This window comes from Neobacillus novalis NBRC 102450 (genome assembly GCF_001591805.1).
Lineage (GTDB): Bacteria > Bacillota > Bacilli > Bacillales > Cytobacillaceae > Neobacillus > Neobacillus novalis.
In genome coordinates this window covers 176,697-192,030 of record NZ_BCVP01000010.1, presented here as the reverse complement: position 1 = coordinate 192,030, position 15,334 = coordinate 176,697, and the positions used below count along the sequence as shown (strand labels likewise).

General features: G+C 41.8%; 16 protein-coding genes. 11 read left to right on the top strand and 5 right to left on the bottom strand.

Annotated elements, in window-relative coordinates; all coding sequences use genetic code 11:
• Positions 1–117 precede the first annotated feature (117 nt).
• A complete protein-coding gene (locus BANVL01_RS08875; RefSeq protein ID WP_066086094.1) occupies positions 118–1,332 on the top strand; it encodes an MDR family MFS transporter in 1,215 nt (404 codons plus the stop codon).
• Positions 1,333–1,428: 96 nt separating this feature from the next.
• On the opposite strand, the gene BANVL01_RS08870 is transcribed toward BANVL01_RS08875, so the two are convergent.
• Positions 1,429–2,373, bottom strand: a complete 945-nt coding sequence (locus BANVL01_RS08870) for an aldo/keto reductase family protein (RefSeq protein WP_066086097.1) — start codon at positions 2,371–2,373, stop codon at positions 1,429–1,431.
• 201 nt (positions 2,374–2,574) lie between these two features.
• Between BANVL01_RS08870 and BANVL01_RS08865 the strand changes: the two genes are divergently transcribed.
• Complete coding sequence (locus tag BANVL01_RS08865; protein WP_066086100.1) at positions 2,575–2,787, top strand: hypothetical protein; 213 nt, start codon at positions 2,575–2,577, stop codon at positions 2,785–2,787.
• 237 nt (positions 2,788–3,024) lie between these two features.
• Here BANVL01_RS08865 and BANVL01_RS08860 read toward each other — a convergent pair whose 3' ends face one another.
• The gene (locus BANVL01_RS08860; protein ID WP_156482232.1) at positions 3,025–3,261 is read right to left on the bottom strand and encodes a YczF family membrane protein; all 237 of its coding nucleotides are present in this window, start codon (positions 3,259–3,261) and stop codon (positions 3,025–3,027) included.
• A gap of 176 nt (positions 3,262–3,437) precedes the next feature.
• On the opposite strand from BANVL01_RS08860, the gene BANVL01_RS08855 reads away from it, so the two are divergent.
• From BANVL01_RS08855 to BANVL01_RS08845, 3 genes are read left to right on the top strand one after another with little or no spacing between them, the layout of a single operon-like run.
• Positions 3,438–5,024, top strand: coding sequence for a spore germination protein (locus BANVL01_RS08855; RefSeq protein ID WP_235845516.1), 1,587 nt, complete (start codon positions 3,438–3,440; stop codon positions 5,022–5,024).
• The gene (locus tag BANVL01_RS08850; RefSeq protein WP_066147804.1) at positions 5,024–6,229 is read left to right on the top strand and encodes a Ger(x)C family spore germination protein; all 1,206 of its coding nucleotides are present in this window, start codon (positions 5,024–5,026) and stop codon (positions 6,227–6,229) included. The genes BANVL01_RS08855 and BANVL01_RS08850 overlap by 1 nt, the downstream gene beginning before the upstream one ends.
• 21 nt (positions 6,230–6,250) lie before the next feature.
• Positions 6,251–7,363 carry a GerAB/ArcD/ProY family transporter gene (locus tag BANVL01_RS08845; RefSeq protein WP_066086109.1) on the top strand — a complete coding sequence of 371 codons (1,113 nt, stop codon included), beginning with the start codon at positions 6,251–6,253 and terminating at the stop codon, positions 7,361–7,363.
• 36 nt (positions 7,364–7,399) lie between these two features.
• Here the strand turns inward: BANVL01_RS08845 and BANVL01_RS08840 are convergent, their stop codons facing one another.
• The 3 genes from BANVL01_RS08840 to BANVL01_RS26670 form a co-directional block, all read right to left on the bottom strand.
• Positions 7,400–9,097: a PAS domain S-box protein gene (locus BANVL01_RS08840; protein WP_235845515.1), complete on the bottom strand. Its 1,698-nt coding sequence runs from the start codon at positions 9,095–9,097 to the stop codon at positions 7,400–7,402.
• Positions 9,098–9,182: 85 nt separating this feature from the next.
• Entirely contained in the window at positions 9,183–9,686 is a 504-nt protein-coding gene (locus BANVL01_RS08835) for a GNAT family N-acetyltransferase (RefSeq protein ID WP_066086112.1), read from the bottom strand.
• Between the two features lie 187 nt (positions 9,687–9,873).
• Positions 9,874–10,026: a YpzG family protein gene (locus BANVL01_RS26670; RefSeq protein ID WP_082804923.1), complete on the bottom strand. Its 153-nt coding sequence runs from the start codon at positions 10,024–10,026 to the stop codon at positions 9,874–9,876.
• Between the two features lie 253 nt (positions 10,027–10,279).
• Here BANVL01_RS26670 and fabG point away from each other — a divergent pair, with 253 nt between their 5' ends.
• The 6 genes from fabG to BANVL01_RS08805 all read left to right on the top strand — a co-directional run bounded on the left by fabG (position 10,280) and on the right by BANVL01_RS08805 (position 15,310).
• On the top strand, positions 10,280–11,044 hold the full coding sequence (fabG, locus tag BANVL01_RS08830; protein ID WP_066086117.1) for a 3-oxoacyl-ACP reductase FabG: 765 nt from the start codon (positions 10,280–10,282) through the stop codon (positions 11,042–11,044).
• Positions 11,045–11,323: 279 nt separating this feature from the next.
• Complete coding sequence (locus BANVL01_RS08825; protein WP_066086120.1) at positions 11,324–11,773, top strand: MaoC family dehydratase N-terminal domain-containing protein; 450 nt, start codon at positions 11,324–11,326, stop codon at positions 11,771–11,773.
• Complete coding sequence (locus BANVL01_RS08820; RefSeq protein ID WP_066086126.1) at positions 11,770–12,171, top strand: MaoC/PaaZ C-terminal domain-containing protein; 402 nt, start codon at positions 11,770–11,772, stop codon at positions 12,169–12,171. Before BANVL01_RS08825 ends, BANVL01_RS08820 begins: the two co-directional genes overlap by 4 nt.
• 50 nt (positions 12,172–12,221) lie before the next feature.
• Positions 12,222–13,427 carry an acyl-CoA dehydrogenase family protein gene (locus BANVL01_RS08815; protein WP_066086130.1) on the top strand — a complete coding sequence of 402 codons (1,206 nt, stop codon included), beginning with the start codon at positions 12,222–12,224 and terminating at the stop codon, positions 13,425–13,427.
• Between the two features lie 24 nt (positions 13,428–13,451).
• Positions 13,452–14,225 carry an SDR family oxidoreductase gene (locus BANVL01_RS08810; protein ID WP_066096394.1) on the top strand — a complete coding sequence of 258 codons (774 nt, stop codon included), beginning with the start codon at positions 13,452–13,454 and terminating at the stop codon, positions 14,223–14,225.
• Between the two features lie 221 nt (positions 14,226–14,446).
• A complete protein-coding gene (locus BANVL01_RS08805; RefSeq protein ID WP_066086133.1) occupies positions 14,447–15,310 on the top strand; it encodes a GNAT family N-acetyltransferase in 864 nt (287 codons plus the stop codon).
• The last annotated feature ends 24 nt before the right edge of the window (positions 15,311–15,334 follow it).

Here is a 15,334-nt window from a genome sequence, read left to right as displayed (position 1 = left end):
GGAAATCCAAGCTGACCAGTGCGATTGCGCTTTATTTAGAGTAATATAATTCTTTACAACTTTCGCGCAAATTGGTTAACTAGATAAGTAACCTTTAAGACTGAGAGGCAAATACATATGATGAAAGTTAAAAACTATATTGGACAGTTCCATCCGATTGTCTGGGTTTTGTTAATTGGAACGGCATTATCCAGAGGCTCCGCGTTTATGACGCTGCCGTTTCTATCAATCTATTTATCAAGACATATGGATTTGTCACCGATCATTATTGGCATAACTGTCGGGATGAGTCCGTTAATGGGGACGGTGGGGGGCTTTATTGGCGGTCACTTATCGGATAGATTTGGGCGCAAACCAATCATGCTTACCTCGTTGTTTATGGTAGCCTTAGTTTACTATGGGTTCACAGTGTCAACAGGACAAGGCTGGTTTATCTTGTTAAACGCCTTAAACGGGCTTAGTAACTCATTCTTTGAACCAACAGCACAAGCGTTGATGGCCGATTTAACCGAAAAGACGAAGCGGATGAAGGTGTATTCGTTACGATATACCGCGATGAATATCGGAGCATCCGTTGGTCCGCTTATCGGAGCGTATTTAGCCAACACCTCGGCTAAGTTATCCTTCGGTATAACGGGGACAATCTATTTGCTTTACGCGATTGTATTGGTTTACTTTTTAAAAAGGCTCGTTGCACCAGTACCGCAAGAAGAAAATAGCAAGAAGGTTGTATCCTTTGGTGCTGCTTTTCGGATTATTAAAACAGATAAGGCGTTAAGGTATTTAATCATCGGCATTATTTTGGTCAACATGGGCTATGTTCAAATTGATTCCAACTTGCCGCAAATATTAGAAGGAACAGTCGAAAATGGCGTCTTTATTTTTTCGATGTTGATTACGATTAATGCAGTCATGGTTGTCGTCCTGCAGATGCCGATTAGTCATTTGGCCGAAAAGTTCAAGATCATGCAGGTCATGGTTGTTGGCGCCGTTTTCATGGCGGCGGGATTGATTGGCTTTAGCTTTGTCAACGGGTGGGTGACGGCTATTGTTGCCATCGTCTTATTAACCTTGGGAGAAATATTAATCTTTCCTTCCAACAGCATGATGATTGATCAGCTTGCCCCGGAACATCTGCGTGGCACCTATTTCGGAGCTGCCCAATTCCGGAAAATTGGCAACTTCCTTGGCCCGGTCTTCGGCGGTTATCTTCTTAGCCATTTCCATGGTCAAATCATGTTTTGGGTAATCGCACTCGTAACACTTGGAAGTATCATTTTCTTCACTGCCGGTAATAAATTCAGAGTTACAAAAGCCGAAAAGGCAGTTTAACTATTAGAAAATTGCCTAAATTCACTATATTCATGATCTTCTTTCTTAATAAAGCAGAAAAATGCCTCTGGACTAAAATCCAGAGGCATTTCTATATTATCTTAAAATGTCCTCGATTGTTGCAAGTGTTTCTGCGCTTAATTTCACGCCAGAAGCTTTAACGTTTTCTTCGATTTGCTCGGGGCGGCTTGCGCCGACTAATGCGCTTGCGACGTTACTTTGTCTTAAAATCCAGGCAAGGGCAAGGTTGGCAAGCGAAAGATCGTTTTCTTGGGCCACTCCTTTTAATAGTTCTACCTTATCGAGATTCTCTTCGGTTAAGAAACCAGATAGGCTGCTGTATTTTTCCTGTGCGGCCCGAGTACCCGCAGGAGCTTTTTCACCTTTTTTATACTTACCTGTTAAGACGCCCTGTGCGAGCGGTGACCAGACGACCTGCCCGATTCCATGCTTCTCAGAAACTGGTAGGACTTCTTTTTCAATATAGCGCTGCAGCATGCTGTATTGCGGCTGATTGACAACAATCCGGTCGAGAAGCTTTTTATCAGCGAGATGTACAGCTTCGCTAATTTGTTCTGCCGTCCACTCACTCACACCCACATATAGGACACTACCTTGGCGGACAAGGTCATCAAGCGCGCGCAATGTCTCGTCGAGCGGTGTTTCGGCGTCAAATCGATGGCAATAATAAATGTCGACATAGTCCGTATTAAGACGTTTTAAGCTTGCATGGCATTGTTCGATGACATGTTTGCGCGATAAACCTCTGTCGTTGGGGCCATCGCCCATTGGCCAAAATACCTTTGTTGCCAATACAAACGAATCACGGGCATATTTCTTTAGTGCCTTGCCTACGACAATTTCGGCTTCACCGCGCATGTAAACATTGGCTGTATCAAAAAAATTTATTCCTAAGTCATATGCTTTGTCGATCGATGCTGCTGCATTTTGTTCTTCCACATAACCACCATATGTAAGCCAGCTGCCCAAACTAATCTCACTAACCTTCAACCCTGTTTTTCCTAAGCGGCGATATTCCATGATTATTCCCCCTTGAAAAATTTCGTAATCCAAAATAAAAGTACTACATGTAGAGGCAAAATGTCTACTATTTAGCAACTTTTCTGATAAAATAAAGGTTAGGAAGCAATTGTAAAAGAATGGTAAGTTAAAACATAGTCGGTACTTCTTTAGTTGAATCTCGAATAGGATGAATCATCTATTTGAAAAGGGGTCCTTAGTATGTCATTTTGGATAACTATTTGTGGACTATTTTTTGGATTACTGATTATCATCGAGGAATTAATCTATTATAGTTGGAATCGCTATGTGTACGGACCAAATCTGGAAAGAAGAAGAAAATGGAAGAAGAGATTAACCGCAGTTTTTAGGCTATTTAAGCGGAAGCGGCAAACAGAAATCCATGAAATGGAAAGTGAAAAGAGCTCGCATTAAACCAATGCCGGGCTCTTTTCTTTTTTCTTGGCTGTGTTAAAGAGAATATTGTTGATTTTGATCACAATGTTGATTGGAGTGGAAGGCGCGAGACTCCTGCGGGATCAGCGGGACAGGTGAGACCCCGCAGGCGCTTTAGCGCCGAGGAGGCTCACCGCCCGCCCCGCGGAAAGCGAAGCGCCTGGAACGGAAATCAACATTCATCTTAACACAGCCTTTTTAGTAAGTGAATAAAGATTAGTTCGACGGTTGATTGCTTTTTTGTTTCTTTTTAAGGTAGGAACCAATTGAGGTAATGATAAAAATAAGAAAAAATAAGAGGATAATAATATATTCAGCAGTCTCCATAACTCGAAAAGGATTTAGTGCCTTCCATATTATTCCTCGTCTAACGATGCCCATTAATAGATCTAACATCATAATTAAGGAGAACATTCCAGTAGCTAATAAAATGGTTACAAGAAATAGTTTCACGAGCATCACCTTCAATCCACATTATTAATACTGTTTGGATATTAAGGATTCCTTATACAAGAATATTTACAGGTATCTTGGGAGAAATGGATATATTAGAGTGCGTTGGGTAAAATACCCATTATGATCATTTCTTTGAAGGCGAGGCGGAAATTGTGCCGATTTTGTCGAAACTTTTGAAAAAGAAACAGAAACAGCGAAAGAACGATAATTACAGACAGCAGCAAGATCCGCAAAAACCAGAAAATTTGCCTATCCTTCGTGAATATAAAGATAATATCTCTCGAATAAAAGGGGAGTTTGGAAATAGTAATGATATCGTGATTCGGGAAATTGTTCACTGCAAGCATCGAGGTGCGCTTGTTTATGTCGATGGATTAGTTGACAGCCGAGCCATTAGCGACTTTATTTTAGAATCGTTTAATGAAAATGATATCGATACGGATGGAATGGATTATTTCCAATTTATGACTGAAAAAGCTGTTGCTCTAGGGAGTAATGAAGTCATTCATGATTGGAATCAGGTCTACGACATGCTTCTTTCAGGCAACACGATTATTTTTCTAGAGGGTTACAATAAAGCAATTAGCGGTGAAACAAAAGGCTGGGAAAAGCGTGCGATTACGGAACCTTCAACCCAATTATCAATAAGGGGCCCAAAAGATTCCTTTACTGAAACGCTCCGGACAAATACAGCCTTATTACGGCGGCGGATTAAGAGTCCGAATTTATGGCTTGAGTCGATGAGAATTGGCACTGTTTCACAAACGGATATCGCTATTATGTATATCAAGGGGATTGCTAATGAAAAAATCGTCAAGGAAGTTAAAGATAGATTAAAACGAATTAATATCGATTCCATCTCTTCTTCTGGATATATTGAACAATTAATTGAAGATCAATCATGGACAACATTTCCGACCACGTATCATTCAGAAAGACCTGATACGGTGACCTCACAATTGCTCGAAGGAAGAGTTGCCATTATCGTAGACGGGACTCCGTTTGTTATTACTGCACCAGCTCTTTTTATTCAATTTTTTCAGGCGGCTGATGATTATTATTCACGGTTTGATATTTCAACTGGAATAAGACTTCTTAGGATTTTAGCGTTTATTATTGCCTTGTTAGGACCTGCTGTCTATATTGCCGGAACGACCTTTCATCAGGAAATGATTCCGACAACGATGGCAATTGCAATTGCTGCACAACGAGAAAATGTTCCTTTCCCCGCCTTTGTTGAGGCGTTAATTATGGAAGTTACCTTTGAAATATTAAGGGAGGCAGGGTTAAGGCTGCCGCGTGCGGTTGGTCAAGCTGTTTCCATCGTAGGTGCACTGGTAATCGGACAGGCTGCAGTACAGGCTGGTTTTGTTTCCCCGGTCATGGTTATTGTTGTTTCGATTACGGCGATTGCGAACTTTTCAACGCCAGTTTTCGCGATGGCGATTGCGGCCAGATTAATCCGCTTTGTTCTGATGGGATTAGCCACTATTTTAGGTTTTTATGGAATCATGTTAGGACTCATGTTTATGTCGATTCATTTATGTTCATTACGTTCATTTGGGATTCCATACATGATGCCAATTGCACCTTTTAACATGCGAAATCAACAAGACATTTTTGTTCGTTTTCCGATATGGGCTATGAAATATCGACCGATGTTTATCAGTAAAGGGAATATGGTAAGATCGGGAGAAAATCAAAAACCAGGACCGCCTAAACAAGGGGATGATAATCAATCTTCAAAAGGGGAATCTTGATGAGAAAAATTTTTGTGATTTCTTTACTAATGGTTTTGGTTTTGTCTGTCCTTAGTGGCTGCTGGAATCAAAAGGAGTTAACCGATTTAGCTTTTGTCATGGCAATGGGCTTTGACAAGGGAGAAAATAAAAAATTTGAGGTTTCGTTTCAGATTGTAAATCCCGGCAATGTATCTTCAGGGCAAAACGGCGCCGGGCAGGGGCTGCCGATTGCTGTTTATAAGAGCGCCGGTAATACCCTGACAGAGGCGGCTAGAAATGCGACCAAAATGATTTCCCGACGGTTATATTATTCGCATACGAATTTAATTGCCATAAGCGAGGAAGTAGCAAGAGATGGAATCCTTGATGTGATGGATGCGTTGGATAGGGATCCGGAATTTAGAACGACTACCCAGATTGTGGTAGCAAGACATTCTACTGCGGAGGAATTGGTTTCAGCACTTACCAACCTAGATAAACTGCCTGTTAATAAGATTACCAAAGAGCTTAAAACGACAGAAAGTATGTTAGGTGAGAACACAAGAGTTAATATCGATGATTTCCTTGCCGGGCTTGTCAGCAATGGGAAAGAACCCGTTGTTAATGGCTATATCGTGAAAGGCAATAAAGAACAAATAGGAAGAGCAGATGATCTGCAAAAAACAAAAACAGAGACTTTTCTTGAAGCGAATGGATTAGCCGTTTTTAAAAATGGAAAACTGACTGGCTGGTTTGAACATGAAAAGGCGCGCGGAGTGGTGTACGTTTTGGATAAGGTTCAAAGTACAGATATTAATATCCCTTGGAATGGAAAGAAGCATGCGATTACAATGGCCCCGATTCGCACAAAAACAAAAGTATCCGTTCACTTTAAAAACGGTAAGCCCATTATTAATATAGCGATTGAAGATGAAGGCTTTATAAGCGAAGCGAATACAGATGTCGACTTAACGGATCCAAAGGTCATCGAAAAAATTGATAAGCTCGTTGAAAAAGAAATTAAACAGCAAGTGATGGAATCTATTAAAGACGCCCAAAAAATAAAGAGCGATATATTTGGGTTTGGGGAAAGAGTTCATCGGGCCAACCCGAAACTATGGAAGAAATTAAAAGGGAATTGGGACAACCAATTTGCTGAACTTAAAGTGAATGTGAAGGTAGATTCCTATGTTCGCCGCGAGGGGATTCGGACGAATCCGTTTTGGTTTAATATGAATAAATAGCCCTTTTGAAGGTGGATCGTTATGGAAAAGGCAAAAATAAAAGCATCCCAAATGTTTATTCTGGTGGTCTTGTTTGAAATGGGCAGTGCTATTCTTGTTGGTCTCGGCGTTCAAGCGAAACAGGACGCCTGGATGGCAGTCTTGTTAGGATTAATGGGAGGGTTATTGCTTTTTCTCATCTACTATCGTCTTTTTAAGTATTATCCAGATCTTCCCCTTACCAGTTATCTTCAAAAGATAACCGGTAAATGGATTGGTGGATTACTTGGTTTGTTATATATCATCTATTTTATCTACATGGCCACAAGGGTTTTGCGCGACTTTGGGGAGTTATTAACAACGACCATCTATACAAGTACGCCGCTAATTGTCATTAATTCCTTGATGATTCTTACCATTATGTATGGGATTCATAAAGGGTTTGAAGTAATCGCAAGAGTTGGGGAACTATATTTTGGGATTGTCTACTTTATGGCGATTGCCGGCATTATTTTAATTTCTGTTTCCGGATTAATTCATATTGAATTCCTTCAACCCGTTTTCGAGTATGGCTGGAAGCCTGTGGTTGGTACAGCTCTTAAGCAAACCATCACCTTTCCATTTGGGGAGATGGTTGTCTTTACGATGTTCCTCCCGTTTTTAAATAATCACAAAAAAGTGAAGTTAGCCTGTATGGGTGGAATGATTTTAGCCGGAATTAACATAGCGATCACTGCGGCAATAAATGTTGCAACTTTAGGGGCAGAACTGTTTACTCGCTCCAATTTCCCCTTATTGACTACAATTGGCAAAATTCAATTGGCCAATTTTATTGAACGCTTGGATGTATTATTTATGCTCTATTTAGTGGTTGGCGGTTTTTTTAAAATATCGTTGTATTTCTATGCTGCAGTGGCTGGAACAGCGGATCTTTTCAAGTTTAAAAACCACCAGATGCTTAGCTTTCCGATTGGTTTCATTATCTTGTTTGCCTCGGTAACGATTGCATCGAATTATGCAGAACATATAAAGGAAGGACTGGATGTCATCCCGGTTTATTTGAATTGGCCTTTACAAATTATCATTCCATGCTTCCTGCTGGTCATCGCATTCTTACGCAATCGGAAAAAGAAAAAAACACCAAGCGCATCTTAAAAAAACTGCCTGTGCACTTACAGCACCAAGCAGTTTTTATTCTTGACAAATCGGCAGCATCACTTCAACAGATGTTCCTTGATTTTTTTCACTTTCAAAACGAATTGTCCCTTTGTGAGATTGAACAATTTTGAAGCTGACCGTTAACCCTAAGCCTGTCCCTTTTTCTTTTGAAGAATAGAACGGTTCGCCAATTTTCGTTAATCTCTCCTTCGTAATCCCGCAGCCATTGTCTTTTACGGAAATTAACACGTTATCACCATTTACCTTTTCTAGACCAATCGAAACGTTGCCGCCATTTATTGTTGCTTCAATCGAATTTTTAATAATATTGATGAACAATTGTTTTAGCTGATTTGGCTCGCATTCAATTAGCAGGGCTTCTTTTGGAAAAATAGACTCGATTTGCACATTATATAAACTGGCTTCGGTGTTTAATAACGAGATCACGTCATTCAGCAGCTTTTGAATTTCTGCTTTCGTGAATTTTAGTACCTGTGGTTTTGCCAGCAGCAAAAGCTCTCCAACAATGTGATTGATGCGGTTTAACTCATCAAACATGATTTGATAATAGAATTGATGCTTTTTATCTTCCGTTTGCAGAAGCTGGACGAAACCCTTTAGCGATGTAAGCGGATTGCGGATTTCATGGGCCACACTGGCAGATAACTCCCCGACAACGGACAGCTTTTCCGTTCTTCTAAGGCGCTCCTCTGTTTTCCGCAATGAAGTCAAATCTCTTCCGTACCCGATGATTCCAGTGGTAACGCCATTAATAACCATCGGAACAGATGTACATTGTAAAGTAATCGTTTCACCAAAAGCATTTGGTAATTTAATCTCAAACATAAGCGGTTTAATTTCTTCAACTACTGAGGAAAAAAAATTCTTCATGTACCTTTTATATCTTTTCGGTAAAAAGGTATTTATATTGCTGCCTATTATGTCTTCCCGCTTGTAACCGGTAATCCCATCAAATTGTGGGTTCAGGTTAGTAATAATCCCATTCAAATCCATCATATAAACGATATCGGGACTGTATTCAAATAATGATTTATATTGCTGCTGGCTTTCGGTTAATTGTTGTGCCATCTTCTTCTTTTTGGTAATGTCGCGGCCAATAATCACTAAACCCTCTCTGCTGCCATCAGGGTTAAACAGGGGAACCTTGATAGTGTCAAATATTTTCGAAGAGCCATCGGGAACGGGGAGAATTTCTTCAATCCGGGTAATTATCCGATTTTCCCATGCTTCCTCGTCAGATATTTCACAGTACCTGAGGGCATCGGCATAAAAGTCTGTATATTCAGCTAACTCTGAGTCCTTTTTTCCGCGATAATCGACATTTTCCAACTGAAATAATTGCAAACCAAAATCATTCGCTTCAATCCATCTGCCTTCGCCATCTTTAAAATTAACGAAGTCGACCATCGAATTGATTAACGTGGATAGACGTTTTTGATCTTCCTTCGATTCATGTAACTCTTCTTTTTTAATGATGAAAAAGTAAATAAACCCGCCTGTAACAAGGATATACAGGACTTCTTTACCTCTTTCGATAAGCTCGATGAAGGAGGAATGCACATATTGATGTATAATATAGTTGGAACCGTATATCCAAATAAAACTAGAAATAAAGTAGATGAGGATTAGCTTTTTTTTCTCCATGAAATCTCCAATTCCTTCAAGGACGCTGTTTCCCAGAATGGTAGAAATACTTTTCTTTAATAACATAGTACTATGTAATGAGGGAATTTGGAATATTTCCATGATGGAAAATTATGAATCGTGTTTGATGTCCTATTGGGAAAATTTATTATTAAAGAATTCTTTTCCCGAGGATGAGTAAATCCCGCTCAACACCATCTAGTTCTGCCACCTTTGGAAGATAGGCCCAGGTTGCAAATCCGTAGCTTGAGAAAAGTTTAATGCTTGGTTCATTATGGGCAAAAATAAACCCAAGCAAGGTTTTGATTTCGAGCGACGGGCAGGATTCGATGGCTTTTTGAATCAGGAATTTTCCGAGCTTCCTGCCCCGAAAATCGGGGCGAATATAGATACTAATTTCCGCAGTAGAGTTGTAAGCGGGCCGGCCGTAAAAGGATTGAAAGCTGACCCAAGCACAGGTATCCCCTTGGTTTTCAACAACCCATAATGGCCGGAAATTCGGAGAATGGTCGTTAAACCACTGCACACGGGATTCAATAGAAACTGGTTCAAGATCGGCGGTAGCCAATCGGCTTGGTATGGTTGAATTGTAAATGTCAATAATGGCTGGCAAATCACTAAGAATTGCATGTCTGATTGTGAAGTTCTCAAACATAATTGCTTCACTCCTGTTTTTTATTATTTCATTATGTTATCGTTTCGTTCCTATAATATCAATATAAAGTTTAGATCTAGGTAAAATACAGGAAGGCCCTTTCTCGATTACTATCATCGAGAAAAGACCTTATCTGTTCATGACAGCTTAAACTATGGCTGCCACTCTTCGTTTCTTGCCAAACCTATTACCACCGGTGAGCTTTGGCATTGCTCCTAAGGATAATATTGGTTGGCGTCCTCATTGTTTGCCCATTCATTTGCGACTTGGCATGTTTAGGCCTTGTCCAATTGGAGTGAAAAAGCTGTGAGTGTGGATCTAAATGATCTTTGTAGCTCATCAAATCACCTCATCAAAGGATTTAGAAACGATGATATTCGATTAGGAATATCCCAATTATTATCTGTGATAAAGCCGGAAATTAGTCAGGTATGGCAAAATAGTTGACTTAAAACTTGTTTTATCTGAAATTTCGGAATAAAATAAAGCTAACATACCAACCGGTAGGTATGCACTGGTTGATGATGGCATAATATATGTAATTAATTTTTGTAAGCGTTGTCTAAAATATTTTTTGGTCAGGAGGAAGAGAGATGACTGGAAGATTTGCAGGGAGAGTAGCATTTGTCACCGGCGGCAGCAAGGGCATTGGCAAAGGAATTGTCGAGCTTTTTGCTGAGGAAGGAGCAAAGGTGGCTTTCATTGATTTAAATGAAGAGTCCCTAAGTGCGACAACAAGTGAATTAAAGGAAAAAGGCTATGATGTTTATTCAAAGGTAGCAAATGTGACGGATGCTGCTCAGGTAGAAGGTGCTATTAAAGAGGCATACGAGGTATTTGGGTCGATTGATATCCTTGTCAATAACGCGGGAGTTATCCGTGATAATCTGTTGTTTAAAATGACCGATTCCGATTGGCAAACCGTTATGGATGTCCATTTAAAGGGCTCCTTCAATTCCGCCCGCGCCGCACAAAAATATATGGTTGAACAAAAATATGGGCGCATCATCAATATCTCCTCGACATCAGCGCTTGGAAATCGCGGCCAGGCCAATTATGCTGCCGCAAAAGCAGGCTTGCAGGGCTTCACGAAAACACTGGCAATTGAGCTCGGGCGCTATGGAATTACTGCTAACTCGGTCGCACCGGGCTTTATCGAAACAGAAATGACGAAAGAAACGGCAGCGAGAATTGGCATTCCTTTTGAGCAATTAATTCAAGCGAGTGTATCACAAATACCTGTCGGAAGAAGCGGGAAGCCCGCTGATATCGCCAATGCTGTCGCCTTCTTTGCAGATGAAAAATCATCGTTCGTGAATGGTCAGGTTATCTATGTTGCCGGTGGACCAAAAAATTAAAATGAGTATACCTTTTACTCAGAAAGTCGGTTTCATGGACCGGAAATGGCAAAAAGCTGCTCACATGGGTCATGAAAATCGGTTTCATGGACCGGAAATGGCAAAAAGCTGCTCACCCGGGCCATGATAGTCGGTTTCATGGCCCGAAAATGACAAAAAGCTGCTCGCTCGGGCCATGAAGGGAGGTCTGATCGAGCAATAATGGCAAAAGATAAGAATTACTTATTCTGAGCTAATGGAATAATCATTAAAATTAATTTTCTCGTGAGGTGAAGTGACTTGTTTAAAGACCAGATTGGCAAACTTTCGAACAAAGTAAGAAATGCAGTCGAACGAGGTGCGGTAAAGAAATTTGCCGAAGCGATCGGTGACCTGCATCCGATTTATTTTGATGAAGAAACCGGAAGACTTTCGTACTACAAAAATAATATTGCGCCGCCAACTTTCCCAAGAGTATTTGATTATGGTGTGATTGAAGGATTTAACCTTCCTAATAAAGGCTTGATTCATGGTGAACAAACGTTTCATTACGAAAGGCCATTATTGGTTGGCGAAGAACTTTACTGTTATACAAAGGTAAAGAATTATTTTGAGAAAAAAGGCAGCTTTGGTGAAATGGGCTTCCTCGTGCTTGAAAACAATGGCGAGGATTTGGAAGGAAAAACGATTTTCAGTTCAACCGCGACAATCGTGATTTCTGAAGCGGTAAGGAAGGTGTTGACCAGGTGAGTACGGTTGCGCAATTACAAGTTGGCGAATCGCTAAAGGATATTCAACTCAAGCCCGTTTCAAGGCTGGACTTGATTAAGTATGCCGGAGCCTCTGGAGATTTTAATCCGATTCACACGATTGATGTGGAAGCAGAAAAAGCGGGATTGCCCGGCATCATTGCCCATGGGATGTGGACGATGGGCAATCTAGCCAAGCTTTTTACCGAGTACTATGAAGAAGGTTTCATTCAGGATTATTCAATCCGCTTTAAAGGAATGGTATTTTTGAATGATGTCATCACCTTAAAGGCGACGTTAAAGGAAAAACAGGAAAATTTGCTGCGATTCGCCGTTCAAGCCATTAACCAACAGGGGAATGTGGTTTTAAAGGGTAAGGTTGTTTATTACCAATACTAAAAGCCTTGGATGAATGATTAGTTGGCTGCTTGAGAAAAGGAGTGGGAAGAGTGAATTTTGATTATTCCGATAAGGTCAAAGCATGTCAAGAAAAACTGCTGGATTTTATGGAAGAGTATATTTATCCGAACGAAAAAGTATATATGGAACAAATTGATAAACATGCACCCTTTTCAAAAATCCCAGCCATAATGGAAGAGCTAAAAGAAAAAGCCAAGCAGGCAGGATTATGGAATTTATTTTTACCAGACAGCGAATATGGCGCTGGTTTAACCAACAGCGAATATGCACCGCTATGTGAAATTATGGGCCGATCAGCGATTGCCCCTGAAGTATTCAACTGTGCCGCCCCGGATACCGGAAATATGGAAGTGCTCGTCCGCTATGGAAGCGAGGAACAAAAGGAAAAATGGCTGAAGCCTTTATTAACTGGAGAGATCCGTTCTTGTTTTTCAATGACTGAACCGGATGTCGCCTCATCAGATGCGCGGAATATTCAGGCCAGCATTATCCGTGATGGCGACGAATACGTCATCAATGGAACGAAATGGTGGTCATCAGGCGCCGGCGACCCTCGCTGTAAAATTGCGATTGTCATGGGAAAAAACGATCCAGCGGCCCCTGCTTACGAACAGCAATCGATGATCCTTGTTCCCCTTGATGCCCCTGGAGTAACAATTAAAAGAGTTTTGCCGGTGTTTGGTTATGACCATGCGCCGCATGGTCATGCCGAGATTGAATACGACAATGTCCGGGTACCAGCCGCCAACATGTTATGGGGGGAAGGAAAAGGCTTTGCGATTGCCCAAGGGCGGCTTGGACCGGGCCGAATTCACCATTGTATGAGATCAATTGGGGCAGCAGAACGAGCGCTGGAGGAATTATGTAACCGCGTTCAAATCCGTACAGCATTTGGAAAAAGACTAGCGGAGCAGGGTGTGATTCAAGAGTGGATTGCTGATTCAAGAATTGAAATTGAACAGGCACGGCTGCTGACACTGAAAGCCGCCTATATGATGGATACCGTTGGCAACAAGCGCGCGAAGGCAGAAATTGCGATGATTAAGGTCGTTGCACCAAATATGGCCTTAAAGGTTCTTGACCGTGCCATCCAAGCCTTCGGTGCTGCCGGGGTCAGTGATGATTTCCCATTAGCCTCCAGCTGGGCGAATATCCGTACACTGAGATTAGCGGATGGACCGGATGAAGTCCACCGCCGTGCGATTGCCAGATATGAATTGAAAAAATACCGATGATGTTGAGATTGGAGGTTTTCGATGATGCATGTGAACGAGCTGTTTGATTTAACAGGAAAGGTTGCCATTGTAACAGGGGGCGGGCGTGGGCTCGGTCAGCAAATTGCCGAAGGCTTTGCCGAAGCAGGTGCACATGTGGTGGTATGTTCAAGAAACCTTGAGGCCTGTGAGGAAGTAAGCGCACGGCTGAAAAATCTTGGTGTTGAAAGCCTTGCGTTAAAATGTGATGTGACCAAACCGGAGGATGTTCAACATGTCGTGCAGCAGACAGTTGAACAATTTGGCCGGATTGACATTCTCGTTAACAATAGCGGAGCTTCATGGGGCGCACTAGTGGAAGAAATGCCGCTTGAGGCCTGGAATAAGGTGATGAATGTCAACGTTACCGGGACCTTCTTAATGTCCCAGGCAGCAGGGAAAGTGATGATTGAACAAAAATCGGGAAAAATTATCAACATTGCCTCTGTAGCTGGTTTACAAGGCGGTGATCCCAAATATTTGAATGCAATTGGCTATAATACAAGCAAGGGTGCAGTGATTACTTTTACCAAGGATTTAGCGGTGAAATGGGGCCAGCATGGCATCTGTGTCAACGCGATTGCCCCGGGATTTTTCCCGACAAAAATGTCTAAGGCAATCCTCGAACACGGCGGTCGTGCGATTCTTGAGGGGACACCGCTCCGAAGATTTGGCTCGGACACAGACATGAAGGGTGTGGCGTTATTTCTAGCCTCAAAAGCTGCGGATTTTGTTACGGGGGATATTGTGATTGTTGATGGCGGTGCCCATGCACAGTAGGGGAGTCTTCGTATGAGGGGGAATCTGCCAGTAACAGAGGGTTATGCGCCAAGTAAACAAATGGCATCCGTGAGTAAATGGGTGGTATCCGCGAGTAAATGATGCCCATTCGCGAGTAAATGGCGCCCATCTGCGAAAAAACGAGGGTTATCCGCCAGTAAAACGGCTTAAACGCCAGAAGAAGTTTAATGTTTATTTCACCTTGTTAAGGAGAGAAGCAAATGGCTATTATTTTTAAAAAATTAACTGAATGCAAAATTGAAGATGCGATTACTGCGTGGAATCGCGGGTTTGAGGGGTATTTTGTTCAAATTGAAATGACCGCGGAGACATTTTTTCAACGTTTAGTAAATGAGGGTCTTTCCATGACAATGTCGTTGGTTGCCTTTGACGGGGAGGAACCTGTGGCAATTATCTTAAATGGCGTCCGCACACTAGACGGGAAAAAGACAGTTTGGAATGGCGGAACCGGCGTCGCAGCCTCCTACCGCGGGAAAGGCGTCTCCAAGCAGCTAATGGATGAGACGTTCAAGCTGTATGCGCAAGAGGGAATGGAAGTGGCCACACTGGAAGCCATTAAAGAAAATGAGCGGGCGATCCGTTTATACCAAAAATATGGCTACGAAATCATCGATTCTGTCGTCTTTTTAAGCGGAACTGTAGAAGCCCAATCCGTCACGGCCACGTCGATAAAAATAAAGCCAATCCGACCGGAGCAACTGCCAACGCTCCCCTTTTATAAACAAAATGTCCCTTGGCAATGTCAGTGGCAGAGTGTAAGGCCAGGGGAAGCGCAAGTTTATTATGCCGCCGGGGACGAACCACTTGGTTATTGTTTATATCGAAGAGTATGGAATCAAGAAGGGCAACTGGAGAAGGTAATCATCTACCAGCTTGAACTATTTTCTGAGCTTACTAGCGAAATAATCAATACGATTTTGGCGAGCATTTGTGGTGAGGCAGACAACAAGGTAAATATCATGACCGTCAATGCCTCCGTATCGAATCCAGTTACACAATACTTAATAGAAAATGGATTTTCAAAAGCGACGGAGCAGGTGCAAATGGTCAAAAAAATCAACTAATATACTAATAAACAAAGAAGCCAA

Bases quoted from the DNA above. Each gene is read 5' to 3' on its own strand.
- BANVL01_RS08875 (WP_066086094.1), top strand. From the start codon at position 118: ATGATGAAAGTTAAAAACTATATTGGACAGTTCCATCCGATTGTCTGG.
- BANVL01_RS08870 (WP_066086097.1), bottom strand. From the start codon at position 2,373: ATGGAATATCGCCGCTTAGGAAAAACAGGGTTGAAGGTTAGTGAGATT.
- BANVL01_RS08865 (WP_066086100.1), top strand. From the start codon at position 2,575: ATGTCATTTTGGATAACTATTTGTGGACTATTTTTTGGATTACTGATT.
- BANVL01_RS08850 (WP_066147804.1), top strand. From the start codon at position 5,024: ATGAGAAAAATTTTTGTGATTTCTTTACTAATGGTTTTGGTTTTGTCT.
- BANVL01_RS08845 (WP_066086109.1), top strand. From the start codon at position 6,251: ATGGAAAAGGCAAAAATAAAAGCATCCCAAATGTTTATTCTGGTGGTC.
- BANVL01_RS08840 (WP_235845515.1), bottom strand. From the start codon at position 9,097: ATGTTATTAAAGAAAAGTATTTCTACCATTCTGGGAAACAGCGTCCTT.
- BANVL01_RS08835 (WP_066086112.1), bottom strand. From the start codon at position 9,686: ATGTTTGAGAACTTCACAATCAGACATGCAATTCTTAGTGATTTGCCA.
- BANVL01_RS26670 (WP_082804923.1), bottom strand. From the start codon at position 10,026: ATGAGCTACAAAGATCATTTAGATCCACACTCACAGCTTTTTCACTCC.
- fabG (WP_066086117.1), top strand. From the start codon at position 10,280: ATGACTGGAAGATTTGCAGGGAGAGTAGCATTTGTCACCGGCGGCAGC.
- BANVL01_RS08810 (WP_066096394.1), top strand. From the start codon at position 13,452: ATGCATGTGAACGAGCTGTTTGATTTAACAGGAAAGGTTGCCATTGTA.
- BANVL01_RS08805 (WP_066086133.1), top strand. From the start codon at position 14,447: ATGGCTATTATTTTTAAAAAATTAACTGAATGCAAAATTGAAGATGCG.